The organism is Kitasatospora sp. NPDC043950 (assembly GCF_056435345.1).
Window position 1 is genome coordinate 91,098 of sequence record NZ_JBWKER010000019.1, and the last position, 26,020, is coordinate 117,117.

General features: G+C 75.0%; 19 protein-coding genes. 12 read left to right on the plus strand and 7 right to left on the minus strand.

Annotation, left to right across the window (positions count from 1 at the left end):
- The first annotated feature begins 387 nt into the window (after positions 1 to 387).
- Both guaA and AC07BF_RS15385 read left to right on the plus strand, forming a co-directional pair.
- On the plus strand, positions 388 to 1,983 hold the full coding sequence (guaA, locus tag AC07BF_RS15380) for a glutamine-hydrolyzing GMP synthase (protein WP_363580166.1): 1,596 nt from the start codon (positions 388 to 390) through the stop codon (positions 1,981 to 1,983).
- 193 nt (positions 1,984 to 2,176) lie between these two features.
- Positions 2,177 to 3,214, plus strand: a complete 1,038-nt coding sequence (locus tag AC07BF_RS15385) for a Rieske 2Fe-2S domain-containing protein (protein ID WP_478316796.1) — start codon at positions 2,177 to 2,179, stop codon at positions 3,212 to 3,214.
- Between the two features lie 16 nt (positions 3,215 to 3,230).
- On the opposite strand, the gene AC07BF_RS15390 is transcribed toward AC07BF_RS15385, so the two are convergent.
- Together AC07BF_RS15390 and AC07BF_RS15395 are read right to left on the minus strand one after the other, a co-directional pair.
- The gene (locus AC07BF_RS15390) at positions 3,231 to 3,440 is read right to left on the minus strand and encodes a hypothetical protein (protein WP_363580170.1); all 210 of its coding nucleotides are present in this window, start codon (positions 3,438 to 3,440) and stop codon (positions 3,231 to 3,233) included.
- On the minus strand, positions 3,437 to 4,873 hold the full coding sequence (locus AC07BF_RS15395; RefSeq protein ID WP_363580172.1) for a PspC domain-containing protein: 1,437 nt from the start codon (positions 4,871 to 4,873) through the stop codon (positions 3,437 to 3,439). Before AC07BF_RS15395 ends, AC07BF_RS15390 begins: the two co-directional genes overlap by 4 nt.
- Positions 4,874 to 5,007: 134 nt before the next feature.
- Between AC07BF_RS15395 and AC07BF_RS15400 the strand changes: the two genes are divergently transcribed.
- The 3 genes from AC07BF_RS15400 (at position 5,008) to pcrA (ending at position 9,911) form a co-directional block, all read left to right on the plus strand.
- Complete coding sequence (locus tag AC07BF_RS15400; protein ID WP_400809129.1) at positions 5,008 to 6,465, plus strand: PspC domain-containing protein; 1,458 nt, start codon at positions 5,008 to 5,010, stop codon at positions 6,463 to 6,465.
- A complete protein-coding gene (locus tag AC07BF_RS15405) occupies positions 6,458 to 7,135 on the plus strand; it encodes a response regulator transcription factor (protein ID WP_350877187.1) in 678 nt (225 codons plus the stop codon). Before AC07BF_RS15400 ends, AC07BF_RS15405 begins: the two co-directional genes overlap by 8 nt.
- A gap of 148 nt (positions 7,136 to 7,283) precedes the next feature.
- The gene (gene pcrA, locus AC07BF_RS15410; RefSeq protein WP_400809133.1) at positions 7,284 to 9,911 is read left to right on the plus strand and encodes a DNA helicase PcrA; all 2,628 of its coding nucleotides are present in this window, start codon (positions 7,284 to 7,286) and stop codon (positions 9,909 to 9,911) included.
- Positions 9,912 to 9,917: 6 nt separating this feature from the next.
- Here the strand turns inward: pcrA and AC07BF_RS15415 are convergent, their stop codons facing one another.
- Complete coding sequence (locus tag AC07BF_RS15415; protein WP_478333452.1) at positions 9,918 to 10,757, minus strand: M23 family metallopeptidase; 840 nt, start codon at positions 10,755 to 10,757, stop codon at positions 9,918 to 9,920.
- A gap of 394 nt (positions 10,758 to 11,151) precedes the next feature.
- Here AC07BF_RS15415 and AC07BF_RS15420 point away from each other — a divergent pair, with 394 nt between their 5' ends.
- Positions 11,152 to 11,559: a coenzyme B12-dependent isobutyryl CoA mutase small subunit gene (locus AC07BF_RS15420; protein WP_063351339.1), complete on the plus strand. Its 408-nt coding sequence runs from the start codon at positions 11,152 to 11,154 to the stop codon at positions 11,557 to 11,559.
- 129 nt (positions 11,560 to 11,688) lie between these two features.
- Here the strand turns inward: AC07BF_RS15420 and AC07BF_RS15425 are convergent, their stop codons facing one another.
- Positions 11,689 to 13,299 carry a DUF5691 domain-containing protein gene (locus AC07BF_RS15425; RefSeq protein ID WP_478333453.1) on the minus strand — a complete coding sequence of 537 codons (1,611 nt, stop codon included), beginning with the start codon at positions 13,297 to 13,299 and terminating at the stop codon, positions 11,689 to 11,691.
- Between the two features lie 28 nt (positions 13,300 to 13,327).
- Entirely contained in the window at positions 13,328 to 14,626 is a 1,299-nt protein-coding gene (locus tag AC07BF_RS15430; protein WP_478333454.1) for an SWIM zinc finger family protein, read from the minus strand.
- A 149-nt stretch (positions 14,627 to 14,775) separates the two neighbouring features.
- On the opposite strand from AC07BF_RS15430, the gene AC07BF_RS15435 reads away from it, so the two are divergent.
- The 5 genes from AC07BF_RS15435 (at position 14,776) to sucD (ending at position 21,868) form a co-directional block, all read left to right on the plus strand.
- Positions 14,776 to 15,888 carry an ATP-binding protein gene (locus AC07BF_RS15435; RefSeq protein WP_063349017.1) on the plus strand — a complete coding sequence of 371 codons (1,113 nt, stop codon included), beginning with the start codon at positions 14,776 to 14,778 and terminating at the stop codon, positions 15,886 to 15,888.
- Positions 15,885 to 18,305, plus strand: a complete 2,421-nt coding sequence (locus AC07BF_RS15440) for a DUF5682 family protein (RefSeq protein ID WP_478333455.1) — start codon at positions 15,885 to 15,887, stop codon at positions 18,303 to 18,305. Before AC07BF_RS15435 ends, AC07BF_RS15440 begins: the two co-directional genes overlap by 4 nt.
- Positions 18,306 to 18,325: 20 nt before the next feature.
- Complete coding sequence (locus tag AC07BF_RS15445; protein ID WP_363625908.1) at positions 18,326 to 19,489, plus strand: VWA domain-containing protein; 1,164 nt, start codon at positions 18,326 to 18,328, stop codon at positions 19,487 to 19,489.
- A 302-nt stretch (positions 19,490 to 19,791) separates the two neighbouring features.
- Positions 19,792 to 20,964: an ADP-forming succinate--CoA ligase subunit beta gene (gene sucC, locus AC07BF_RS15450; RefSeq protein ID WP_363625906.1), complete on the plus strand. Its 1,173-nt coding sequence runs from the start codon at positions 19,792 to 19,794 to the stop codon at positions 20,962 to 20,964.
- Positions 20,965 to 20,983: 19 nt separating this feature from the next.
- Positions 20,984 to 21,868 (plus strand): succinate--CoA ligase subunit alpha, encoded by an 885-nt coding sequence (gene sucD, locus AC07BF_RS15455; RefSeq protein WP_063349021.1) that lies wholly within the window; start codon positions 20,984 to 20,986, stop codon positions 21,866 to 21,868.
- Between the two features lie 70 nt (positions 21,869 to 21,938).
- Here the strand turns inward: sucD and AC07BF_RS15460 are convergent, their stop codons facing one another.
- Positions 21,939 to 23,657 (minus strand): sigma factor-like helix-turn-helix DNA-binding protein, encoded by a 1,719-nt coding sequence (locus tag AC07BF_RS15460; protein WP_478333456.1) that lies wholly within the window; start codon positions 23,655 to 23,657, stop codon positions 21,939 to 21,941.
- A gap of 132 nt (positions 23,658 to 23,789) precedes the next feature.
- Between AC07BF_RS15460 and AC07BF_RS15465 the strand changes: the two genes are divergently transcribed.
- Positions 23,790 to 25,289 carry a cell division protein PerM gene (locus AC07BF_RS15465; protein WP_478333457.1) on the plus strand — a complete coding sequence of 500 codons (1,500 nt, stop codon included), beginning with the start codon at positions 23,790 to 23,792 and terminating at the stop codon, positions 25,287 to 25,289.
- Positions 25,290 to 25,335: 46 nt separating this feature from the next.
- Here AC07BF_RS15465 and AC07BF_RS15470 read toward each other — a convergent pair whose 3' ends face one another.
- On the minus strand, positions 25,336 to 25,968 hold the full coding sequence (locus tag AC07BF_RS15470) for a hypothetical protein (RefSeq protein WP_400811287.1): 633 nt from the start codon (positions 25,966 to 25,968) through the stop codon (positions 25,336 to 25,338).
- Positions 25,969 to 26,020 lie beyond the last annotated feature (52 nt).

Consider the following 26,020-nt stretch of genomic DNA (forward strand, 5'->3'; position numbering starts at 1 on the left):
GTCGCGGCCGGGGTCGCTGTCCCCTGCTGTCCGGCCGCGGCACCCGCGCACGGTCCCACGGCACCGCGCTCCCGGCGGGGCCGGGGCGGCGGTGCCACATGCGCCGGTGGACTGGGATGAAGCTCCACGCGTGGTCCTGCAGTCCGTACGGCGGCGCCCCTGGCCGGGGCGAAGGCGGCGCGTCTGGCGGGCGCGGCGCGGTCGTACGGTCGTCTGAAGCAACGAAAGGCGGCCCCGCCCGGTCACGGTCGTTTGGACGGGCAGACGAGTGAAACCGGACAGCCCGGTAGAATCGGTGTCCAGACACCCCCACCCGTCGCCGCCGCGGCCCCCGCCGGGGAAGCGGTTCGGTGTGACACCTCTCGTACCGCTGCCGGAAGGCCGTCTGTGTCCTCTGCAATTCCCGTCCAGTCCGCGCCGGACAACGACACCGTCCTGGTGGTCGACTTCGGCGCCCAGTACGCCCAGCTCATCGCCCGTCGGGTGCGTGAGGCGCGGGTCTACAGCGAGATCGTGCCGAGCAGCATGCCGGTCGCCGAGATGCTCGCCAAGAACCCCAAGGCGATCATCCTCTCCGGCGGTCCGTCGTCGGTCTACGAAGAGGGCGCGCCGCAGCTCGACCGCGCGATCTTCGAGGCCGGGGTCCCGGTCTTCGGCATGTGCTACGGCTTCCAGCTGATGGCCAAGATCCTCGGCGGCACGGTCGACAACACCGGCGCCCGCGAGTACGGCCGCACCCCGCTGACCGTCAGCCGCACCGGCTCCACCCTGTTCGAGGGCGTTCCGGCGGAGCACTCGGTGTGGATGTCGCACGGCGACGCCTGCTCCGCCGCCCCGGAGGGCTTCACCGTCACCGCGTCCACCGCGGTGGTCCCGGTCGCGGCCTTCGAGAACGACGAGGCCCGCCTCTACGGCGTCCAGTACCACCCCGAGGTGCTGCACTCCGACCACGGCCAGCAGATCCTGGAGCACTTCCTCTACCGCGGCGCCGGCATCGCCCCGACCTGGACCACCGGCAGCGTGGTCGAGGAGCAGGTCGCGCTGATCCGCGCCCAGGTCGGCGAGAAGCGCGCGATCTGCGGCCTCTCCGGCGGCGTGGACTCCGCGGTCGCGGCGGCCCTGGTCAACAAGGCCATCGGCTCCAAGCTGACCTGCGTGTACGTCGACCACGGCCTGATGCGCAAGGGCGAGACCGAGCAGGTCGAGAAGGACTTCGTGGCGGCCACCGGCGTGCAGCTGAAGGTGGTCGACGCCGCGGAGCGCTTCCTGAACGCGCTGAAGGGGGTCACCGACCCCGAGGAGAAGCGCAAGATCATCGGCCGGGAGTTCATCCGGGTCTTCGAGCAGGCCCAGGCCGAGATCGTCGCCGAGGCCGGCGAGCACGGCGAGTCGGTCGACTTCCTGGTCCAGGGCACCCTGTACCCGGACGTGGTGGAGTCCGGCGGCGGCACCGGCACCGCCAACATCAAGTCCCACCACAACGTCGGCGGCCTGCCGGAGGACCTCCAGTTCCAGCTGGTCGAGCCGCTGCGCAAGCTGTTCAAGGACGAGGTCCGGATGGTCGGCCAGGAGCTGGGCCTGCCGGAGGAGATCGTCCAGCGCCAGCCGTTCCCGGGCCCGGGCCTGGGCATCCGGATCGTCGGCGAGGTCACCCAGGAGCGGCTGGACCTGCTCCGCGACGCCGACGCGATCGCCCGCGAGGAGCTGACCGCGGCCGGCCTGGACCGCGAGATCTGGCAGTGCCCGGTCGTGCTGCTCGCCGACGTGCGCAGCGTGGGCGTGCAGGGCGACGGCCGCACCTACGGTCACCCGATCGTGCTGCGCCCGGTCTCGTCCGAGGACGCCATGACCGCCGACTGGTCGCGCCTGCCGTACGACGTGCTGGCCAAGATCTCCACCCGGATCACCAACGAGGTCCGCGACGTGAACCGAGTCGTCGTCGACGTCACCAGCAAGCCGCCGGGCACCATCGAGTGGGAGTGAGCACTCCCGCCGGCCGCTGAGCCGCTGCTGAACGGCCGTGCCGTCGTTCCCGTACCAGGGAACGACGGCGCGGCCGTTCGCGGTGGGGCGGTCGCCGCCGGGGTGGGGACCTCCCACCGAAAGCGATCGGGAGCGGGCAGAATGCGGACCGGACCTGTCAGGGAGTGGCGGGCCGCGAGGGAAGGTGTGAGCGATGTCGGAGGCTGGCAACTCCGTGGCGGGTGACGGGGAAGCGGGCGACGGGGGAGCGGCCGGGCCGGCCGACCGGGCGGCGCAGTGGCGGGCGTCCGCGTCCCGGTACGCGCTGCTGCCGCTGCGGCTCTTCCTCGGCGTCACCTTCGTGTACGCCGCCCTCGATAAACTGTCCGACGCGCACTACCTGGCCGGGGCGGCCGACCCGGCGTCGTTCGTCTCGCAGACCCAGGCGGCCAGGGGCGGCAGCCCGATCTCCTTCCTGCTCGGCGCCGCCCTGGACGCGCCCACCCTGTTCGCGCTCGCCGTCGCCTTCGGTGAGCTGGCGGTCGGCCTCGGCACCCTGCTCGGCCTCTGGGGCCGGGTCGCGGCGCTCGGCGGCGCGCTGATCAACCTCAGCCTCTGGCTGTCCATCAGCTGGAGCGTCTCGCCCTACTACCTGGGCAACGACCTCGGCTACCTGATGGCCTGGACGCCGCTGCTGCTGGCCGGCACCCCGGACCTGTCGGTGGACGGCTACCTCGCCCGGCGGGCCGGCCGGGAGCGGGTGCGCGGGCTGGGCGAGGACCGCGTCAGGCGCCGGGCGCTGGTGGACGGCGGGATCGCCGCCGTCGCGATCGGCGGCGCCGGGCTGCTCACCGGCTCGCTCACCCGGACCTTCGGCCGGGCCAAGCACTCCGCGCCCAAGCAGTCCGCGGCCCCGGCCACCACCCCGGCGCAGTCCGGACCGGCCCCCTCGGTGGCCGCCGCGAGCGTGCCGGTCGGCGGCTCGGCCCAGGTCAAGGACCCGGCCACCGGGGACGCCGTCTACATCGTGCAGCCCAAGGCGGGCCAGTACTGCGGCCTGTCCGCGGTGTGCACCCACTCCGGCTGCGCGGTCGACGCCCCGAAGAACGGCCAGCTGTACTGCCCCTGCCACGGTTCCCGGTTCGACGCCGCGACCGGCGCGGTGGTCAACGGGCCGGCGGTCAAGCCGCTGCCGAAGTACACCGTCACCCAGGACGGCGACAAGCTGAACCTCGGGCCGCTGCAGGGCTGAGCCTGATCGGGCGGGTTCAGTCCCGGCGGTCGGTGCGACCGCGCCGGGCGACCGCCGCGACCGCGCCGGCCAGGCCGCCGAGGCCGAGCACGATGAAGGTGACCGGGATGACGATCCGGCCGTTCACCGCCTGGTCGTTGAGCGCCGCGACCAGGTAGACCACCGCGATCGTGCTGAACAGCGCCCCCGCGATCAGCGAGAACAGGTCGAGCCGGTGCTTCCTCACTGCTGGACCACCTTGATGTTGCCGATCCCGACCGCGAGTTCGAGGTCGAATGTGCCCTTGGACGGATGGCCGCTGCCGGGTGGCAGCAGGTAGGTGTGGCGGCCGGTGCCGTTGTTGCGCTCACCGGGGGTGGAGACGTCGCCGAGGCCCACCCGGGCCACCAGGTTCACCGTCACGTCCGGCGGCAGGACGACGGTCAGCTCGCCGGCGCCGAGTTCGACCTTGCTGGTGAGGGTGGCCCCGGCCGGGTCGAGCCCGCTCAGGTCCAGCTGGAGCCGGCCGGCCCCCAGGGAGTACCGGGGCTGGAGTTCGGCCGAGGCGACGACGGTGAAGTCGCGCCGGCCGACGGCGTTGCGCATGGAGTCCGGGGAGTGGCCGACGAAGACCAGCGCCAGGGTGAGCAGCAGGCCCGTCACCGCGAGCTTGCGGGCCCGGCCGAACTTCGCGCCGAGCAGCAGCGTCAGGCCGATCACCAGCAGCGCGGTGGCCAGCACGGTCGCGCTCAGCACGGTGACGTCGGTGTGGCCGGCCGAGGCGGACCAGACCGCGGCACCCGCGCCGATCGCCAGCAGCAGGCCGAAGAAGCCGAGTGCGGACCGCTCCCGGCGTTGCCGGACGGCGGCGGGCCGGGGCCGGCCGGGCGGGCCGTCCTTGCGCAGAGGGTCGCCCGCGGGCAGGTCGACGCGCTGCCACCAGGGCTGGGCCGGGCCGCCCGCCGGCGGCACCGGGGTGCCGAACGGCGGGGTGGGGCCGGCGCCGTACGGGTTGCGCTCGGGGTGGCGCGGGTCCCACAGGTAGCCGGTCGGGCCGGGGGCCGGGGAGTCGGCGGGCACCGTTCCGGCGGCGCGCTCGGCCGCGTGCCGGGCGCGGGCGGCCTCGTCGTCCTCCGGCCCGGACCACGGGTACGGGCCGTACTGGTCCCCGTCGGGGTAGTGGCGGTCGTACGGGCCGCCGCGGCGGCGCCGGCGCACCCGGCCGCGGCGGCGGTCCGGGTCGTAGCGCACCGCCAGGAAGACCAGGCCGGCGAGCAGCAGCAGCGGGAACAGCTGGTCGTCCTGGCCCATCGAGGAGAAGAACACCCCGGTACCGATCACGGCCAGCAGCACCGCGCCGACCGACTGGCCGTCCACCCGGCCGGTGAGCACCCGCTGGAGTTCGGTGCGCCCGTGCCGGGTGCCGCCCCGGCCGTCCGGCACCGGCTCGGTGGGGACGATCAGCCAGGCCAGGCCGTACAGGAACAGCCCGAGGCCGCCGGAGAGGCAGAGCACCACGGTGACCACCCGGAAGACCACCGGGTCGATGTCCAGGTGCCGCCCGAGGCCGCCGCAGACGCCGGCCACCACGCGGTGGTGCTCGGTCCTGGTCAGCGGGGGGCGGTCCGGTTCCGGCGGGGCGGCGGGCCCGGTCTCCTGGATGCGGTGGTCGTCGGTCATGGGCACCATCCTCCCGGCTGCCCCGGTCCGGCCCAACCGGTGCGAGCCCTGCCCGGACCCTGACTTGTCCCTGAGAAGGGGTCAGGGGCACACCCTGATGCGTCCGTGTGCGCGGGCGTGGAACCATCGGTGGCGTGGCAGCACCCGGTTCCGACCCCCGATCCCTCGCCCCCGACGCCGTGCCGGCGGGCGGCACCGACCCGACCGCGCCCGACGGCGGACGGCCGCCGTACCGCCGGCTCTACCGCAGCCCGCAGCGGCGGATGCTCGGCGGCGTCGCGCAGGGGCTCGCGGTGCACCTCGGGCTCCCGGTGCGGTGGGTGCGGCTCGCGTTCGTGCTGCTGTTCTTCGCGCAGGGGATCGGCACCCTGCTGTACGCGGCGTTCTGGTTCGTGGTGCCGATCGGCATCGGCGAGCCCGCGCAGCGCGGCGCCGCCCACTGGGTGTACGTCAACGGCGCCTTCGTCCCGACCGGTTCGGGGCAGCAGCCGGGCGGCGCGCTGAGCAAGGGCCGCGGCGGCTGGCTCGGCCGGCTGCGCGAACTGCTCCAGCACGCCCTCCAGGGCGAGCCGGCCGCGGCCCCCGCGGAGGGGGAGGACGGCGCGGGCGGCAAGACCGGGCAGGGCGGCCTCGGCCAGCTCGCGGCCCTGGTGATGATGGTGATCGGCATCACCGCCCTGCTCAACGCGCTCGGCCTGCAGACCGCCAAGCCGTACACCTGGCCGCTGCTGGCGATCGGCGTCGGCGTCGCGCTGGTCTGGCGGCAGGCCGACGACTCGCGCTGGCAGCGCTGGTTCGGCCTGGAGGAGGGCGACAAGCGGCGCGGCGCCTACACCCGGGTCGGTGCCGGCGTGCTGCTCGTGGTGGCCGGCACCATCGCCTTCCTCGCCATGCAGGGCAGCGGCTCGACGCTCGGCTCGGTGGTCGAGGCCTCGCTCGCGGTACTCGCGGGGGTGCTGGTGCTGCTCGGCCCGTACGGGCTGCGCCTGTGGCAGGACCTCGGTGCCGAGCGCACCGCGCGCATCCGCGCCCAGGAGCGCGCCGAGATCGCCGCGCACGTCCACGACTCGGTGCTGCACACCCTGACCCTGATCCAGCGCCGGGCCGAGGACCCCAAGGAGGTGCTGCGGCTGGCCCGTGCCCAGGAGCGCGAGCTGCGGCTGTGGCTGTACCGCCCGGAGGCCGCCGCCGAGGCCGCGCCCGACACCATGGCGGAGAGCCTGCGCGCCGTCGTCGCCGAGGTCGAGGACCGGCACGGCGTCCCGGTCGAGGTGGTGATCGTCGGCGACTGCCCGATGGACGAGCGGATCGCGGCCCAGATGCAGGCCGCGAGGGAGGCGACCGTCAACGCGGCCAAGTACGGTGGCGGGGGACCGGTCCAGGTCTACGCCGAGGTGGAGGGGAAGACGGTGTCGGTGTTCGTCCGCGACCACGGTCCCGGCTTCGACCCCGACACGGTGCCCGAGGACCGGATGGGCGTACGGGAGTCGATCATCGGCCGCATGAAGCGCAACGGCGGCACCGCACGGGTGCGGCCCGCGCCGGACGGCGGGACCGAGGTCGAGCTGGAGATGGAGAGAACGAATGACTGAGGCAGCGCCGGAGCGCACCGCGAGAGTCGTCCTGGTGGACGACCACCGGATGTTCCGCACCGGGGTTCGGGCCGAGATCGGCCGCACCGAGGCGACCGGCATCGACGTGGTCGGCGAGGCCGACGACGTCGAGTCGGCGGTCCGGGTCGTCGCCGAGACCCGGCCGGACGTGGTGCTGCTGGACGTCCACCTGCCCGGCGGCGGCGGTGTCGAGGTGCTGCGCCGCTCGGCCGGGGTGATGGGCGAGCAGGGCGGGGTCAAGTTCCTCGCCCTGTCGGTGTCGGACGCCGCCGACGACGTGATCGGCGTCATCCGCGGCGGCGCGCGCGGCTACGTCACCAAGACCATCACCGGCACCGACCTGGTCAACGCGATCTTCCGGATCGCCGACGGCGACGCGGTGTTCTCGCCCCGGCTGGCCGGCTTCGTCCTGGACGCCTTCGCCGCCACCGACACCCCGCCGGTCGACGAGGACCTGGACCGCCTCACCCAGCGCGAGCGCGAGGTGCTCCGCCTGATCGCGCGCGGCTACGCGTACAAGGAGATCGCCAAGCAGCTCTTCATCTCGGTGAAGACGGTCGAGAGCCACGTCTCCGCCGTCCTGCGCAAGCTCCAGCTGAGCAACCGGCACGAACTGACCCGCTGGGCCACCGCCCGCCGTCTGGTCTGAGCCCCGGCCTGGGCGGCCGAGCCGGTGCGCCGCTGAGCCGGTGCCTCGCTGAGCCCACGTGCCGCTGAGCCCCGGTCGCGAGCCCGCCCGGTCCGGTTCCTCCGGGCCGGGCGGGCTTGTCGGTGGGTGGCCATAGACTCGGAGTGCCATGAGTAGCCTCTTTGACGACCTCCCGCTCCCCGGTTTCGAGGCACCCGCCGCCGGGTCGAAGCAGCCCGCCGTGCCCCTCGACGAGGAGCCCCCGCCGTACGAGGACGACGCCCCGTACGAGGCCTACGAGGAGGCCATCCCGGAGGGGCTGTTCCAGACCGACCACGCCGCCGAGACCGCGCGGGACGCCTGGTACCGCAACGGCGCCGCCCGTACGGTGGTGGATCCGGTGCAGCTGCTGGAGGGCATGAACGACCCGCAGCGCGAGGCGGTGCTGCACGCGGGCTCGCCGCTGCTCATCGTGGCCGGCGCCGGTTCCGGCAAGACCCGGGTGCTGACCCACCGGATCGCCCACCTGCTGGGCGCCCGCGGCGTGCAGCCGGGCGAGATCCTGGCGATCACCTTCACCAACAAGGCCGCCGGCGAGATGCGCGAGCGCGTCGAGGCGCTGGTCGGCCCGCGGGCCCGGGCGATGTGGGTGTCCACTTTCCACAGCGCGTGCGTGCGGATCCTGCGCCGCGAGTCCAAGGTGCTGGGCTTCACCTCCAGCTTCTCGATCTACGACTCGGCCGACTCGCAGCGGCTGATGTCGCTGGTCTGCCGCGACCTCGACCTGGACCCGAAGCAGTTCCCGCCGAAGTCCTTCACCGCGAAGATCAGCAACCTGAAGAACGAGCTGATCGACGAGGAGACCTTCGCCGACCAGGCCGCCAACCCGATGGAGAAGAAGCTCGCCGAGGCGTACACGCTCTACCAGCGGCGCCTGCGCGAGGCCAACGCGCTGGACTTCGACGACATCATCATGACGACGGTGAACCTGCTCCAGGCCTTCCCCGACGTCGCGGAGCACTACCGGCGCCGGTTCCGGCACATCCTGGTCGACGAGTACCAGGACACCAACCACGCCCAGTACATGCTCGTCCGCGAGCTGAGCGGCGGATCCGTCGCGGCCGCGCCGAAGCGCACCGTGGACGGGGAGTTCGTGAACCCGGCCGCCGGGCGCCTGTCCGAGGTGCCGCCGGCCGAGCTGTGCGTCGTCGGTGACGCGGACCAGTCGATCTACGCCTTCCGCGGCGCGACGATCCGCAACATCCTCCAGTTCGAGGAGGACTACCCGAACGCGACCACGATCCTGCTGGAGCAGAACTACCGTTCCACGCAGACCATCCTGAGCGCCGCCAACGCCGTCATCGAGCGCAACGCCAACCGGCGCGAGAAGAAGCTCTGGACGGCCGGCGAGCACGGCGAGAAGGTCGTCGGCTACGTCGCGGACGACGAGCACGGCGAGGCCCAGTTCATCGCCGACGAGATCGACCGGCTCACCGACGCGGGCGACGCCAAGCCCGGCGACGTCGCGATCTTCTACCGGACGAACGCCCAGTCCCGCGTGTTCGAGGAGGTGTTCATCCGGGTCGGCCTGCCGTACAAGGTGGTCGGCGGGGTGCGCTTCTACGAGCGCAAGGAGGTCCGGGACGTCCTGGCGTACCTGCGGGTGCTCTCCAACCCGGAGGACACCGTGCCGCTGCGCCGGATCCTCAACGTGCCCAAGCGCGGCATCGGCGAGCGGGCCGAGGCGATGGTCGACGCGCTGGCCGCGCGGGAGCGGATCTCCTTCGCCCAGGCGCTGCTGCGCGTCGACGAGGCGTACGGGATGGCCGCGCGCTCGGCCAACGCGGTGAAGAAGTTCAACGTCCTGATGGCCGGGCTGCGGCAGGTCGTCGAGTCGGGCGCGGGCCCGGCCGCGGTGCTGGAGGCCGTCCTGGAGGAGACCGGCTACCTGGCCGAACTCCAGGCCTCCACCGACCCGCAGGACGAGACCCGGGTGGAGAACCTCCAGGAACTCGCCTCCGTCGCCCTGGAGTACGAGCAGGACCCGGGCGAACGGCCCGACGCCGACGAGGAGGGCACCCCGCCGGTCGGCTCGCTCCCCGACTTCCTGGAGCGGGTCGCGCTCGTCGCCGACTCCGACCAGATCCCGGACGACGAGGAGGGCCGGGGCGTCATCACGATGATGACCCTGCACACCGCCAAGGGCCTGGAGTTCCCGGTGGTCTTCCTGACCGGCATGGAGGACGGGATCTTCCCGCACATGCGGGCGCTCAACCAGGTCAAGGAGCTGGAGGAGGAGCGGCGGCTCGCCTACGTGGGGCTCACCCGGGCGCGGCAGCGGCTATACCTGACCCGCTCGGTGCTGCGCAGCGCCTGGGGGCAGCCCGCGTACAACCCGGCCTCGCGGTTCCTGGAGGAGATCCCGGAGAACCTGGTGGAGTGGAAGCGGACGGGGGCGGCGCAGGCGCCGGCCGCGCGCGGCTTCTCCTCGGGGTCGTCCTGGGGCAAGTCCTCGTCGGGGGGCGGCGGTTCGCGCTCCTCGTCGGGCTCTTCGGGCTCGTCGGCCTCGGCGAAGCCCAAGGCGGGCTGGGGGCAGTCGGCGCGGCGCGGCGGCCAGGTCGTCGAGCGGGACGCCGTCTCGCTCGCGGTCGGGGACCGGGTCACCCACGACACCTTCGGGCTGGGCACGGTGGTGGGCGTCACCGGCGTCGGCGACCGGGCGCAGGCCACGGTCGACTTCGGTTCGGAGGGCCGCAAGCAACTGCTGCTGCGCTACGCGCCGGTGGAGAAGCTCTAGCCTTCCCTAGCGGGGGTCGAGCCCGTTCGAGAGGAACCACGGCAGCGGGTCGACCGGCCCGCTGCCGGCCGGGCGGATCTCGAAGTGCAGGTGCGGCCCGGTGCTGTTGCCGCTGCTGCCGACGAAGGCGATGACGTCGCCCTGCTTCACCGGCCCCTTGCGGACCTTGTACGCCCGCAGGTGGCAGTACCAGGCCTCGGTGCCGTCGGACATCTTCAGCACCGTCATGTAGCCGTACGACGGGTTCCACTGCGTGCGGATCGTGCCGTCGGTGACGGCCATCACCTCGGAGCCGCCGTCCACCGGGAAGTCGATGCCGGTGTGGCGGTTGGCCCAGTGGGTGCCGGCCTCGCCGAACAGCTCGCCGAGGCCGTGCCGGGCGACCGGCATGACCACCTTGGGCTTGACGGGCTCGGCGCTCGGCTGCGCGTCCGGGGTGCCCTGGGCGTCGGCGGGCTGGGCGCCGGCCAGCGGCTGGCGGGCGTCACCGCGGGAGGCCTGGGCCGGGTCGCCGGCCGCGACCGCCTGCCGGGCGGCCGTCCTGGCGGCTTCGGCGCCGCCGTCGGCCGGGTTGTCCGGGCTCTTCGGGCTGTCCTGGGCGCCCGGGGCGTCGACCGCCGTCCGTGCCGTCCGTCCGGCCGCCTGGGCGTGCTGATCGGCCTCGTCCCGCACGGTGACGGCCGCCGCGGCGGCGACCCCGAGCGCGGCCACCGACGGCAGCGCGACCCGCAGCAGTGCGGTTCTGGTGGCGGCCTTGGCGGCGCCGCGGCGCTGGGCGCGGGACTGCTCGCGGGCGGCGAGGCGCAGCTCCGCGCGGGTCGGGCGGGCGGCTGCGTCGGGAGCCATCGGGGGCTGCCTCCTCGGTGGGCCTGGGGCGCGTCGTCGGGCAGGGGAGCGGCGGGGAAAGCGACAGGGAGAAGCGGTGGGGAGAAGCGGTGGGGAGAAGCGGTACCGGGGAAGCGGGGAGAAAACAGCCGAGACTGTATCCGCAAGGCCGACGCCCCGGAAAAACCTCCGGTTGTCAAGAGGTCGGCCGGGGGTCTGTGCGGTGGACGGGTGGACGGGCATACCCACTGGTAGCAAGGCCGGGGGCTGTGACTTTGCCCTCCTCTTGGGAGGTGGCGCGGCCAACCGGGCCGGGTGGCGCTAACCTCCCCTCAGGTTGGTTATCGACCGTTAACCGCACCCGTGGCCCGCGAGGTCCGGTCGGATGGTGGACGACGAGGTCCAGGAGGCAGTCATGAGTGTGTCGGGGCCGATCCGTGTGGTGGTCGCCAAGCCGGGGCTCGACGGTCACGACCGTGGCGCCAAGGTCATTGCGCGTGCCCTGCGCGACGCCGGTATGGAGGTCATCTACACCGGGCTGCACCAGACGCCCGAGCAGGTCGTCGACACCGCGATCCAGGAGGACGCGGACGGCATCGGGCTGTCGATCCTCTCCGGTGCCCACATGACGCTGTGCGCGCGGGTGCTGGAGCTGTTGAAGGAGCGCGACGCGGCGGACATCAAGGTCTTCTGCGGCGGGATCATCCCGGACGACGACATCGCCGAGCTCAAGGCGATGGGCGTCGCGGACATCTTCACCCCGGGCACGTCCACCCGGGACGTCGTGGCCTGGGTCGCGGCCAACCTGCGGGCGGCCGGCTGAGGTTGACGGTGCGGGACGGGCCGGCCCCAGGCTTCGGCGGGGCCGGCCCGTCCTGTCGTCCTGTCGTCCTGTCGTTCTGCCGCTTCGGGAGCGGGCGCCGGACACTCGCTAGGCGTCAGGCGTCAGGCGTCAGGCGTCGAGTTCGGCGAGCATCGCGGCCCGGAAGCGCAGCGTCCCGGCCAGCCGGGCGAAGGTCTCCGACCAGGCGGAGTCGGGCGCGGCCCCGGCGGCCAGCTCCTCCACGGCGGACGCCGTCTCCGGGGCGAGCGCGCGTTCCGTCATCCCGAGCACTCCGCTGTGGCTCCACGGGTACGCGCCGGAGCCGGCGGCGCGGGCCAGGGCCGTCACCACGGCGGTGGACAGCGGCGGCGTCCACGGCGTGCCGCAGGCGCCGAGCAGTTGGAAGGCCTCGCCCAGGCCGTGCACCTCGATGAACGCGGCCGTCCGGGCGGCCCGCTCCTCGGGTGGGAGGACGGCCAGCAGCTTGGCGGGGGCGCCGGTGACACGGGGCGCGCGGGCCCGTCCGGCGCCGCGGGCGGGCGGTGCGGGTGCCGGGCCGAGCAGCGCCCGGGCCCAGTCGGCGTCGTGCTGGCGGACGGCGGCGCGCGCCCAGGCCTCGCGCAGGTCGTCGGCCCAGCTGCTGCTGGTCTCGTCGATGCTGTCGCCGACCCGCAGGGCGAGCAGCTGCTCGGGTGTCAGGCCGGTGCTCTCGGGCCAGAGCCGCAGCGGCGCGGCGGCGATCACCTCGCCGAACCACCAGGCCCGTTCGCCGCGCCCGGTGGGGGACTTGAGCGGTATGCCGTCGCGCTGCATGGCCGCGTCGCACTCGGCGGGCGGGGTGACCAGCAGGTGCGTCCCGGTCGCGGCGAGGCGGACGGCGGCCCCCGCCCGCTCGGCCATCCGCCGGGCGAGGGCCGAGCCGGGCAGGGTGGAGAGCAGTTCGGCGGCGGTGGCGCGGACGTTCTTGCTGCGGTCGCCGAGGGCGGCCTCCAGGAAGGGCTCGTCGGCGGCGGAGAGGCCGTCCTGGAGGGAGTCCAGGAAGAGCAGGCGGTCCTCGGCGCGCTCGGTGGACCAGGTGCCGCTCAGCAGCTCCAGGCCGGCGGCCGGATCGCGGCGGCGCAGCAGGGTGAGGTGGGTGACCCGCTCGGCGAACAGGCCCTCGTGCCACAGCTGGTGGTCGGTGGGCCCGCCGGGCTGCTCGGCCGGATCGGGGGCGGCGGTGCGCAGCACGAAGCGCCAGTCGGGGTTCTGTTCGGCCAGCCAGCGGCCCAGCGGTCCGGCCAGCGCGACGGCGTCGGAGCGCAGTTCGCTGCGGGCGCGGGCGGCGTCGAGCAGGCCGGGTATCAGTGCGCCGGGCGGGCGCAGGCCCCGGGCGCGGGCGGTGGCGAGCCACTGCGGGAGCAGTTCGGCGAGGTTGGCCAGGGTGGCGCCGCCGCTGCCGCCGCTGCCGCCGGACCGGCCGGCCAGCAGGACGGCGAGCCGGCGGGCGGCCGTCGCGGGCAGCTCGGGGCGCCCGTCCTCGGGGGCGGGCGGGCCGGGCGGTCCGGCGGCCGGGACGGGCAGGGCGCCGGCCCGGCGGCGGACGGTGGCGAGGGCGGCCAGCTCCAGCAGCGCGGTGGCCGGGTCGGCCTGGTCGACGGTGTCGGCGAGCGGCAGGGTGGTGGCCGGGAGCGGGCGGCGGTCGGTGCCGAGCAGGGCGGTGGTGTGCAGGGTCTCCCACGGGTCCTGGGTGATCGTCATCTTCGATGCTCCTGAGGTGTGCTGGACGCTAGACGGTGGTGAGGCCGATCGGGCGGTCGTGGCCGGCCCAGGCCGTGACCGGGGCGAAGCCCTGGTGGCCGTACTCGCCGAAGACCGTCAGCGGGCGGCCGGTGGAGACCGCGGCCAGCCGCCACAGGGCCGCCTCCGGGAGGGCCGAGGTGCGGACGGGCAGGGTGTGGTGGCCGTCCGTCAGGTACCAGCCGTCCGGGGTGCGGACGGGCATGGCGCCGGCGAGGACGGTCGGCCAGCTGTCCAGCCACGGGTCGTCGGCGACGGCGGTGCCGTAGCCGGCCACCGCCTCGGCGACGGTGAGGCCGTCGGGCGGGCCGGCCGGGCCGGGCCCGGGGGCGCCGTAGCGGGTGCCGAGGGCGGCGCGCAGCGGGCGGGCGCCGGGGTGGAAGGCCAGGTCGGCCTCCAGCAGGTGGCCGGTGGGCAGGGCGAGGTCGGGGGCCTGGCCGGGGCGGCCGAAGGCGAGCAGCAGGGCGGTGCGGCCGGTCTTGGCGCCGCGCAGCCAGACCCGGCGGGTGGTGAGCCGCTCGTCGGCGGAGTCGCGGCTGCCGAGCACCTGCCAGCGGTCGCGCACGGTGGGGCCGGCCAGGATCTCGGCGGTGTCGGTGGGGTAGCCGACCCGGGTGCGGACGGTGGCGGCCAGTTCGGCCGGCAGCTCGTCGACGCGGGTGGCGGCGGTGGCGAGCAGGTGCAGCATCGCGTACTCCTCCAGGAGCCGGTCCTGCGGGGCGGTGTCGAGTTCGCGGACCCGGGTGGCCAGGCCGGGGGCCTGGGCGTCGACCATCCGGGCGGCGACCTCCTCCCAGGGCCCGGCGGTGGACTGGTCGGCCAGGCCGTGCCGGATCCGGTCGGCCAGGCGCAGCCGCAGCTCGGCCGCGCCGGCCGCCACCCGGGCGCCGCGCCGCTCGGCCCGGCGGCGGGCGGCGACCGGGTCGGCCGGGGGCGCGGCGCGCTTCTCGGCGCGCTCCTCGCGGGACGTGAGCCAGTCGGCCGCCCACGCGGCGGGTTCGGCGGCGGGGACGGTCTCCGGGGCGCCGCTCCACAGCAGGAGGAGCCCGAGCGCGTGCTTGCACGGGAACTTCCGGCTGGGGCAGCTGCACTGGTAGGCGGGCGTGGCGAGTTCGATCACGGTGCGGTACGGCGTGCTGCCGCTGCCCTTGCACTCGCCCCAGAGCGCGGTGCCGTCGGTGCCCGCCCCGGACCAGGACGCGGGCGAGGAGAGCTTGCCGGCCGCCTTCTGCGACGCGGCGTCAGGTGCCAGGGACAGGACGTGTTCGGTGCTCCAGCGTTCCTCCATGCGACCGACGGTAGGCGGTGCCACTGACATCGGCTGACTGCCCGTCGGGAGCGCCCCGGGGTTTGTCAGTGCCGGGGTGCAGGGTGGTTCCCACAGGCCGGGACGCCGGCCCCAGCTCCCCCCGATCACCCTGCCGCCGGGGCACCCGTGTGCCCGGCGGCCGACCCGAAGGAGCCCCCGTGACCGACGTTCTGCGGCAGCATGCCGAGGACGCCTTCGCCGGTGAACTGGCCGCGCTGGCCGCGCAGGACGACCGTCCGCGCCCGGAGCGCTGGAAGCTCTCGCCGTGGGCCGTGGCGACGTACCTGCTCGGCGGCGAACTGCCCGACGGCACCCCGATCACCCCCAAGTACATCGGCCCGCGCCGGGTGGTGGAGGTCGCCGTCACGACCCTGGCGACGGACCGCGCGCTGCTGCTGCTCGGCGTGCCCGGCACCGCGAAGACCTGGGTGTCCGAGCACCTGGCCGCCGCGATCAGCGGCGACTCCACCCTGCTGGTGCAGGGCACCGCCGGCACCCCGGAGGAGGCCGTCCGGTACGGCTGGAACTACGCCCGGCTGCTCACCGACGGCCCGAGCCGGGACGCCCTGGTGCCCTCGCCGCTGATGCGGGCGATGGCGGACGGCAAGCTCGCCCGGATCGAGGAGCTGACCCGGATCCCGGCCGACGTGCAGGACAGCCTGATCACCATCCTGTCCGAGAAGACGCTGCCGGTGCCGGAGTTGGGCGGCGAGACGCAGGCGGTGCGCGGCTTCAACGTGATCGCCACCGCGAACGACCGCGACCGCGGCGTCAACGAGCTGTCCAGCGCGCTGCGCCGGCGGTTCAACACCGTCGTGCTGCCGCTGCCGGGCTCGCTGGAGGAGGAGGTCGACATCGTCACCCGCCGGGTGAACCAGCTCGGCCGCTCCCTGGAACTGCCCGAACTGCCCGGCGGCGCCGAGGAGATCAGGCGGGTGGTCACCGTGTTCCGCGAGCTGCGGGCCGGGATCACGACGGACGGGCGGACGAAGGTCAAGAGCCCGAGCGGCACCCTCTCCACGGCGGAGGCGATCTCGGTGGTGGCCAACGGCCTCGCCCTGGCCACCCACTTCGGGGACGGCGTGCTGCGCGCCGGGGACGTGACGGCCGGCATCCTCGGTGCCGTCGTCCGGGACCCGGTGGCGGACCACGCGGTGTGGCGCGAGTACGTCGAAGGGGTGGTGCGCGAGCGCGACGGTTGGAAGGACTTCTACCGGGCCGCCCGCGAGGAGGTGCGATGACCGAGGACGTCGCGCTGCTCGGCATCCGGCACCACGGCCCGGGCTCGGCCCGGGCGGTGGCCGCCGCGCTGGAGCGCTGGCGGCCGGACGCGGTGCTGATCGAGGGCCCGCCGGAGGCCGACGGCATCGTCCACCTCGCGGCCGGGAACGGCCTGGTGCCGCCGGTCGCGCTGCTGGCCCACGCGGTGGACGACCCGGCGAGGGCCGCGTTCTGGCCGTACGCCGAGTTCTCCCCGGAGTGGGTGGCGATCCGCTACGGCGTCGAGCGGGAGCTGCCGGTCCGCTTCATCGACCTGCCCGCCGGGTACGGCCTCGGCCCCGTCCCGGAGGCCGGGGAGCCGGGGGAGCCGGGGGAGCCCGCCGGGCCGGTCGCCGACCCGCTGGCGCTGCTCGCCGAGGCGGCCGGGTACGACGACCCGGAGCGCTGGTGGGAGGACGTGGTCGAGCACCGCGCGCCCGCCGCGCCCGGTGCGGACGGCGGCGGGGACGACCCGGACGGACTGGCGCCGTTCGCCGCCGTGGCGGAGGCGATGGCGGCGCTGCGCGCGGAGGGCCTCGGCGAGTCCCGGCGGGACGACCTGCGCGAGGCGTACATGCGCCAGCAGATCCGGGCCGCCCGCCGCGCCGGGCACCGCCGGATCGCCGTGGTGTGCGGGGCCTTCCACGTGCCCGCGCTGGCGGTGCTGCCGACGGTCGCGCACGACCGGGCGCTGCTCGCCGGACTGCCGCGGAAGGTGAGGACGGACATCACCTGGGTGCCGTGGACGCACCGCCGGCTCTCCCAGGCCACCGGCTACGGCGCGGGCGTGCGGTCACCGGGCTGGTACCACCACCTGTTCAGCACCGAGGGCGATCCGGTGCCGCGCTGGCTCGCCCGGGCCGCCGAACTGCTGCGCGCCGAGGACCACCCGGTCTCCTCCGCCCACGTCATCGAGGCGGTCCGGCTCGCCCGCACGCTGGCGGTGCTGCGCGGCCGCCCGCTGGCCGGGCTGACCGAGACCCTGGACGCCGTCCGCGCGGTGCTCTGCGAGGGTTCGGACATCGCCCTGGAGCTCGTCCGGGACCGTCTGGTGGTCGGCGACGCGCTCGGCGAAGTCCCGGACGCGGCACCGGCGGTGCCGCTCCAGCGGGACCTCACCCGCTGGCAGCGCACGCTGCGGCTCAAGCCCGAGGCCGCGCCGAAGGACCTCGACCTCGACCTGCGCAAGGACACCGACGCGGCCCGCTCGCGGCTGCTGCACCGGCTGCGGCTGCTGGGCGTCGACTGGGGCGTGCCGGCCCGCTCGGCGGTCAACTCGACCGGGACGTTCCGGGAGAGCTGGCGGCTGTGCTGGCAGCCCGAGTTCGCGGTCCGGATCGCCGAGGCCGCCCAGTGGGGCACCACGGTGGAGGAGGCGGCGACCGGCAAGGCCGTCGGCACCGCCCGCGCCGCCGTCGAACTCGCCGAGCTGACCGGGCTGGTGGAGACCTGCCTGCTGGCCGGGCTGGCCGGCGCGCTGCCCGCCGTGATGCGGGTGCTCGCCGACTGCGCTGCCCTGGACACCGACGTCGCGCACCTGGCCGGGGCGCTGCCCGCGCTGGTCCGGGCGCTGCGCTACGGCGATGTGCGCGGCACCGACCACGGCGCGCTCGGCGAGGTCGCCACCGGCCTGGCCGACCGGATCTGCGTCGGGCTGCCGCCCGCCTGCGTCGGGTTGGACGCCGAGGGGGCGGCGGCGATGCGCGGCCGGCTCGACGAGGTGCACGGCGCGATCGGCCTGCTCGGCCCGGCCGCTCGTCCGGAGCCGGAAGGCCCGGACGCCCCGGACGAATCAGCGGGCCCGGGCACCCCGGCAGCCTCCCCGGGCCCGGACGGTTCAGAGGGCCTGGCCGGTTCCGAGGGCCTAGCCGACCGCTGGGCCGCCGCCCTGCGTTCGCTGGCCCGCCGCGAGCCAGCCGACGGCCCGGCCACCGGAGCCCCCGGCCTGCTGCGCGGGCGCGCCGTCCGGCTGCTGCTGGACGACGGCCGGCTCGACTCCGAGGAGGCCGCCGGCCGGCTGCGGCTGGTCCTGTCCACCGCCAACGCCCCGGCGGACGCGGCCGGCTGGATCGAGGGCTTCCTCACCGGCGGCGGCGCCCTGCTGCTGCACGACCCGCGTCTGCTCGCCCTGCTCGACGAGTGGCTGACCGGCGTGCCCGGCGAGGTCTTCACCGACGTCCTGCCGCTGCTGCGCCGCACCTTCGCCGGGCTGGAGGCGGGCGTCCGCAGCACCATCGGCGGCCGGGTCGCGGCCGGCCCGCTCGGCGAGGCCCCGGCGGCCCGGACCCCGGGCGGCACCCTCGACCGGGCCCGGGCCGACGCCGCCGTCCCGGTGGTGGCCCTGCTGCTCGGCGCCCGCCCCCGGATCCCCCGGCAGGCCGCCGGCCGCAACACCTGACACCCGTGAAGGAGGACCTGATGGCGACCACGACCGACGAACGGCTGCGCCGCTGGCGGCTGGTGCTCGGCGGCGAGGCCGACGGCACCGGCTGCGCCCTGCGCGGCCGGGACGCCGCGATGGACGGCGCCCTGGCCGCGCTCTACCGCGGCGCGCCCGAGGAGGGCGGCCGGGCGGCCCGCGGCGGCCGGCGCGGCGCCGGGCTGGGCGGCTCGGCCCCGCAGGTGGCGCGCTGGCTGGGCGACATCCGCGAGTACTTCCCGTCCACCGTCGTCCAGCTGATGCAGCAGGACGCGATCGCCCGGCTCGGTCTGGAGCGGCTGCTGCTGGAGCCCGAGATGCTGGAGGCCGTCGAACCGGACGTGCACCTGGTCGGCACCCTGCTGTCGCTCAAGCACGCGCTGCCCGAGACCACCCGGGAGACCGCCCGGGCCGTGGTCGGCAAGGTGGTCGCCGATCTGGAACGCCGGCTCGCCGACCGCACCAGGGCCACCCTGGGCGGCGCCCTCGACCGCAGCGCCAAGGTCAACCGGCCCCGCCACCGCGACATCGACTGGGACCGCACCATCCGGGCCAACCTGAAGAACTACCTGCCCGAGCACGGCACCGTCGTGCCCGAGCGGCTGGTCGGCTACGCCCGCGCCCAGCGCGCGGTGAAGAAGGACGTCATCCTCTGCATCGACCAGTCCGGCTCGATGGCCCCGTCGGTGGTGCACTCGGCGGTGTTCGGCGCGGTGCTCGCCTCGATGCGCACGCTGGACACCCGGCTGGTTGTCTTCGACACCTCGGTGGTCGACCTCACCGAACAGCTCACCGACCCGGTCGACGTCCTGTTCGCCACCCAGCTCGGCGGCGGCACCGACATCAACCGCGCGCTCGCCTACTGCCAGTCGAGGATCACCCGGCCGTCCGAGACCGTGGTCGTGCTGATCAGCGACCTCTACGAGGGCGGCATCCGGGACGGCATGCTCAAGCGCGTCGCCGCGATGAAGGCGGCCGGCGTCCAGTTCATCGCCCTGCTGGCGCTCTCCGACGAAGGTGCGCCCGCCTACGACCACGCCCACGCCGCCGCCCTGGCCGCCCTGGGGGCCCCGGCCTTCGCCTGCACCCCGGACGCCTTTCCGGAGATCATGGCCGCGGCGATCGAGAAGCGCCCGCTGCCGGTGCCTGACCAGGGAGTGTGAGGATTCACCCGGACGTGCGAACCGGCCGACCGGCGGACGGGGGGTGCGCCGACCGCCCCCGTAGGCTGTCTGTGACGGTTCTCACCACGGACGGGCAGGCCCCGGGCGAAACAGTCCCGTCGTACGGGGATAACCTGCCAGACGGACGTGACGCGCGTGTTGATTGACGTGTGCGCCCGTGGCTGTGTGGGCCGCAAGGCCGTACCTCTGCGTACCCGCACCGCCCCGACGACCCGCAGCGAAGATCCTGCCGTGGCACGCTCGTAGAGACACAATCCGCGACCACGAACAAGGACAAACACGTGGACCTGTTCGAGTACCAGGCGAGGGACCTCTTCGCCAAGCACGGTGTGCCCGTGCTTGACGGTGATGTGATCGAGACCGCCGCAGACGCTGCCGCCATCGCGGAGCGCTTCGGCGGCCGCGCCGTCGTCAAGGCTCAGGTGAAGGTGGGTGGCCGAGGCAAGGCCGGTGGCGTGAAGCTCGCCTCCGACCCGGCTGACGCCGTCGCCAAGGCCGAGGCGATCCTCGGCATGGACATCAAGGGCCACACCGTCCACAAGGTGATGCTGGCCCAGACCGCGGACATCAAGGACGAGTACTACGTCTCGTTCCTGCTGGACCGCACCAACCGCACCTTCCTGGCGATGGCCAGCGTCGAGGGCGGCGTGGAGATCGAGGTCGTCGCCGAGGAGAACCCCGACGCGCTCGCCAAGATCCCGGTCGACGCCAACGAGGGCTGCACCCCGGAGAAGGCCGCCGAGATCGTCGCCGCGGCGAAGTTCCCGGCCGAGATCGCCGACCAGGTCGCCGACGTCCTGCAGAAGCTGTGGAAGGTCTTCATCGCCGAGGACGCCCTCCTCGTCGAGGTCAACCCGCTGATCAAGTCCGGCGAGGGCAAGATCATCGCGCTTGACGGCAAGGTCTCGCTGGACGAGAACGCCGAGTTCCGCCAGCCCGAGCACGAGGCCCTGGAGGACAAGGCCGCGGCCAACCCGCTGGAGGCCGCCGCCAAGGCCAAGGGCCTGAACTACGTCAAGCTCGACGGCCAGGTCGGCATCATCGGCAACGGCGCGGGCCTCGTGATGAGCACCCTCGACGTGGTCGCCTACGCCGGTGAGAACCACGGCGGCGTCAAGCCCGCCAACTTCCTCGACATCGGCGGCGGCGCCTCCGCCGAGGTCATGGCGAACGGCCTGGAGATCATCCTGGGCGACCCCGACGTCAAGTCGGTGTTCGTCAACGTCTTCGGCGGCATCACCGCCTGCGACGCGGTCGCCAACGGCATCGTGCAGGCCCTGGAGCTCCTGAAGAGCAAGGGCGAGAACGTCACCAAGCCGCTGGTCGTCCGTCTGGACGGCAACAACGCGGAGCTGGGTCGCAAGATCCTCGACGACGCCAACCACCCGCTGGTCCAGCGCGTGGACACCATGGACGGCGCCGCTGACCGCGCCGCCGAGCTGGCCAACAAGTAAGGAAGGGGACTTTCACACCATGGCTATCTTCCTTACCAAGGACAGCAAGGTCATCGTCCAGGGCATGACCGGCTCCGAGGGCATGAAGCACACCCGCCGCATGCTCGCCTCCGGCACCCAGATCGTCGGCGGTGTCAACCCGCGCAAGGCCGGCACCACGGTCGACGTCGACGGCACCGAGGTGCCCGTCTTCGGCGGCGTCGCCGAGGCCATGGAGAAGACCGGTGCCGATGTCACCGTCATCTTCGTGCCGCCGAAGTTCACCAAGGACGCCGTCGTCGAGGCCATCGACGCCGAGATCGGCCTGGCCGTCGTGATCACCGAGGGCGTCCCGGTGCACGACACCGCCGCCTTCTGGGCGTACGCCGGTTCGAAGGGCAACAAGACCCGGATCATCGGCCCGAACTGCCCCGGCCTGATCAGCCCCGGACAGTCGAACGCCGGCATCATCCCGGCCGACATCACCACCTCCGGCAAGATCGGCCTGGTCTCGAAGTCCGGCACCCTGACCTACCAGCTCATGTACGAGCTGCGGGACATCGGCTTCTCCTCGGCCGTGGGCATCGGCGGTGACCCGGTCATCGGCACCACCCACATCGACGCCCTCAAGGCGTTCCAGGAGGACCCGGAGACCGAGCTCATCGTCATGATCGGTGAGATCGGTGGCGACGCCGAGGAGCGTGCCGCGGCCTACATCGCCGAGCACGTCACCAAGCCGGTCGTCGGCTACGTCGCGGGCTTCACCGCCCCCGAGGGCAAGACCATGGGCCACGCCGGCGCCATCGTCTCCGGCTCCTCGGGCACCGCCCAGGCGAAGAAGGAGGCCCTCGAGGCCGCCGGTGTCAAGGTCGGCAAGACGCCGTCCGAGACCGCCCGCCTGGCGCGCGAGATCATCGCCGGCTGACGTCGGTCGACCGCGCAGCGAGCGCCCCTGCCCTTCACGGGCAGGGGCGCTCGCGCGTCCGCGGACGCCGTCAGTACGGCGTGGGCCCGGTCGTGCACGGCAGCGGTGACCACAGCGGGCAGACCTCCGGACCCTGCGGCGGCGGGGCGCCCGCCCCCCGGGCGACCGCCGGCAGCTCCCACCGCGCGGCGGCCTGCGGCGCCGACTCCATCACGACCGCCTCCACCCCCGGCGTCGGGCTGCACCACAGGCTGCGGACGACGTTCGGCGGCCCGCCCGGCAGCGCCGGCACACCCGGCTCGCCTGCGCCCGCCGCCGACAGGCACATCGCCGGCTCCGGCGGCTCCGGGGACCGGAACAGCGTCACCGGCCGGATCCCCACCAGCGTCGCCAGAGCCGCCCCGCCCACCGCCGCCGTCAGCAGCGCCGCCGCCCCCGTCCGGCTCGCGGTCCACAGGCGGTGCCGGGCCCGCAGCACCGGCACCGGCGGCCGGTGCGGTTCCGGGCAGCCCCGGACCGCCGCCCGGTGCAGCAGCCCGCTCAGGCCGTCCGCGAACCCCGGCGCCGCCGGATCCGGCCCCAGCAGCTCCGGTACCCACCGGGCCAGTGCCACCCGGGCCGCCCACACCCGCCCCTCGGCCGCCGCCAGCGTCGACTCCACCTCCACCGCGACCGCCGCCGCCGGCAGGCCCAGCCCGTCGTGCAGCACCAGCGCCCGGCGCTGCGGCCGGGACAGCCGCCGCAGTGCCTTCAGCAGCGCCCGGTCCCGGTCGGTCAGCCGGTCGTGATCGGGCAGCACCGCCTGCGACTCGTCCGCCGGCCGCACCCGGATCCGCCGGTGCGGCAGCTTCCAGGCGTGCATCCGCCGGGGCCCGCCCCGGTGCCACGGGGACAGTGCCAGCTCGCACGCCCGTACCCGCACCCACCCTTCCGGATCCCCCGTCGCGGCCACCTCCGCCCAGCCCCGGCGCGCCGCCCCGAACGCCAGCCGGACGCAGTGCGCCGCCCGGTGCCGGCAGGCGGTCAGCAGGAACACCTGCTGCACCAGCCGGGTGTGCGCCTGCTCGTACAACTCCTCGAAGCTCTTGGCCGGCCCGGCCCGCTCGCCGTCGGCCGGCGTGGCCACGTGGGCGGGCCGCCCGGGGTCGGCGGCCGGGCCGTCGGGTCGGTCCTGCGCCGCGGGCGGGGTGTCGCGGGTGCCAGGCGGTGTCGTGGTGACGGCGGGTGTGCTGATGCTCCCTCCCGGGGCGTTCGGGGCGGTCTGGGCGTGGGCGTGGGCGGCGGCGGTGGCGTGGGCGGCCTGGCCGGGGTGCGCGAGGGCGGGCCCGGCGTGCTCTCCTCCGGTGCCGAGGACGGGCGGGCGCTGCGGCGCGGGGTCGGGGGTACGGGGGTCGGCGGGAGGGCCCGTCTGGGCGTCGCCCGGTGCGTCGGGGCCGGGCGGTGCGTCGGGGCCGGGCGGTGCGGGGTCGGGCGGTGCGGGGTCGGGGCTCTTCGGGCGGGCGGTGGTGAGGGCGACGGCCTCGGCCTCGGTGGCCGCGCCGAGTTTGCGCATGGCCCGCTGGACGTAGCTGCGGGCGGTGGCCGGGGTGACGCCGAGGGCGGCGGCCGACTGCTGGAGGTCGCGGCCGGCGGCGAGGTGGGCGAGCACCTGGGCCTCACGGGGTGTCAGTTTCCGTAGGAGGCGGGCCGCGTCCTGGTCGGGGTGGGTGGTCCGGGGCTTGCGGGCGCGGTTCCCGGGGGTGGGGGAGTCGGCGCCGGCGGGGTGTTCGGCGGTGGGTGGCGTGGTCATCAGACGCTCCGGGCCGGTCCGCCGGCGGCTTGGGGATCGGGTCTGAAAATGCGCATAAGCCAATAATCTGGGACACGGCGGCGGTTTGCCGCTTCACGAGGCATGGCGAGTCGCCTTGGCACCATGAGGCGCATGACGCAGCTGATGGGCCGTCCGATCCTGGAACTGCCGGGCGAACTGGGCGGACGCCCGTTGCCGGCCGACCTGTTGGCGGGGGTGCGGACGGCGCTGGTCGGCCTGGCGGTTGTCGGGGTGCCGGTGCTCGGGCTCTGGGTGGCGACGCCGTACGCGGACAACGGGGCGACCGGCGCCACCCGGTTGGCGGGGGCGTTGTGGCTGCTCGGGCACGGCGCGCCGGTGCTGCGGGGGGACGCGGGCGCGCCGCTGACCGTCACCCCGCTGCTGCTGGGCGTGCTGGCGGTGGCTCAGCTGTACCGGGCCGCCGCCGGGGTGGCGTCGCGGCGCGGGCCCCGGCCGCGCTGGGGCGGCCCGGTTGCGGTCTGGGCGGGCTACTGCGCGGTCGCGGTGGCGGTGGTGCTGCACTGCACGGGCGCCGGGCTGTTCCGGGCCAGGGTGCTGCCGGACGTGCTGGTGGTGGGGTTGCTGGCCGGGCTGGCGACGGCGGCGGGCGCGCGTTCGGCCCGGGCCGCCGGCCCCGACGCCCCGCCCCGCCGCCCGGCGTGGCAGCTGCTGGACCGGCTGCCCGCGCCGCTCCGACCGGTCGGCGGCGCGGCGGCGGTGCGCGGCTCGGTGCTGGCGGCCGGGGCGGGCCTGGTGGCGGCGGGCGGGGTGCTGGTGGCGGTGGCGGCGGCGCTGGACGCGGCGTCCGGGGGCGGGCACGGGATGGCGGTGCTCGGGCGCGGACCGGCGGCCCTGGTCGGGCTGCTGCTGCTCGGGGTGGTGCTGCTGCCGAACGCGGTGCTCTGGGGGACGGCGTACGCCCTGGGCCCGGGGTTCGCGGTGGGTTCCGGGACGGTGGTGGCGCCGGGCGGCACCGTGCTGGGCCCCGTCCCGGAGTTCCCGATGTTCGCCCTGCTGCCGGCGGAGGGCCCGGGCGGCTGGCGGCTGGCGGCACTGCTGCTGCCGGTGCTGGCGGGGGTGGTGCCGGCGGTGCTGCTGGGCCGGGCGGCGGCCGGCCCGCGCGCGGCGGCCGGGGCCGACGACAGCGACGGCGTCGACGACGGTGACGGGGGCGGCGACGGACCGTGGCCGCTCGCGGCGACGGTGGTGGCGGTGCTGGCGGCGGCGCTGCTGACGGGCGTCGCGGTGGCGGCGGCGGGCTGGCTGTCGGGTGGCGCGCTGGCGGGCGGCCGGATGGCCCGGCTGGGACCGGCACCCTGGTGGACGGGACCGGCGGCGGCGGGCTGGTTCGCGCTGGTGGCCGTGCCGGGCGCGCTGCTGGTCCGCCATCGGGCGCTGTGCCCCGCAACGGTCCCGGAGGCCGACGAAGAGGTCGACAGAGAGGTCGACGGGCAGACCGCCGAGAAACTCGACGCGTACGCCGACGAGGAGGTCCCGCCCGCGGCCCGCGCCCGGTCCGCCGAGCGGCTGCGCCGGGGGGTGCTGCTGCTGCGGGCCCGCGGGTACGCCGCGGTGCTGCGCCTGGGCGGGCGGGCCCCCGGGAACGACTAGCCCTGTCCGTCCTGGGCCTTGTCCGGCAAGACCGGACGGACAGGACCTAGCCCGCGTTCCCGGTGAAGTCGACGTACCACTTGGGCGCGAACCGGTCGCAGTTCTCGGCGCCGACGGAGGTCAGCGAGTCCCGGACGCAGGTGACGTAGTCGTTGTAGTACATCCCGAGGCCGATCACCGAGGTCGCGACCACGACGGTCATCGCGCCGGTGAGGATTCCGGCGAGCGCGGCCGGGGTGAGCGGGTTCGGGGCGGCGGGCTGGTGGGCGGCGCCGGTGACGGCGGCGGCTGGGGCGGGCTTGGGGGTCCGCAGTGCGCTGATGCCCCACACGATGCCGAGCGCGCCGACGAACAGGGCGGCCCAGTGGAAGCCGACGAACAGGCAGACCAGCGCGAGCGGCCCGGCCAGCGCGGCGTTGCGGGCCCGGCGCTGGGCGGGGTCGGCGGGGTCGAGCTTGGGCGGCTGCGGGGCCGGGGGGTTGGGGCGGCCGTCCTCGGGCCGGCCGAGGCCCCAGGGGTGCGGCGGCGGGAGCTGCGGGCGTTCGCCGGGGCCCTGGCCGCCGGTGTCGTCCAGGCCCTCGCCGGGCCAGGGGTTGCGCGGCTGCCACGGCTGGTCCGGGGCATCCGCCGGCGGCGGCGCGAAGGGGTTGCGCTCGCCGGTGTCGTCACCGCTGCTCATGGTTCAGCCATTCCTTCTCGGTCGGAGGGGCGGTCTCCCGCCTCCCCTATGA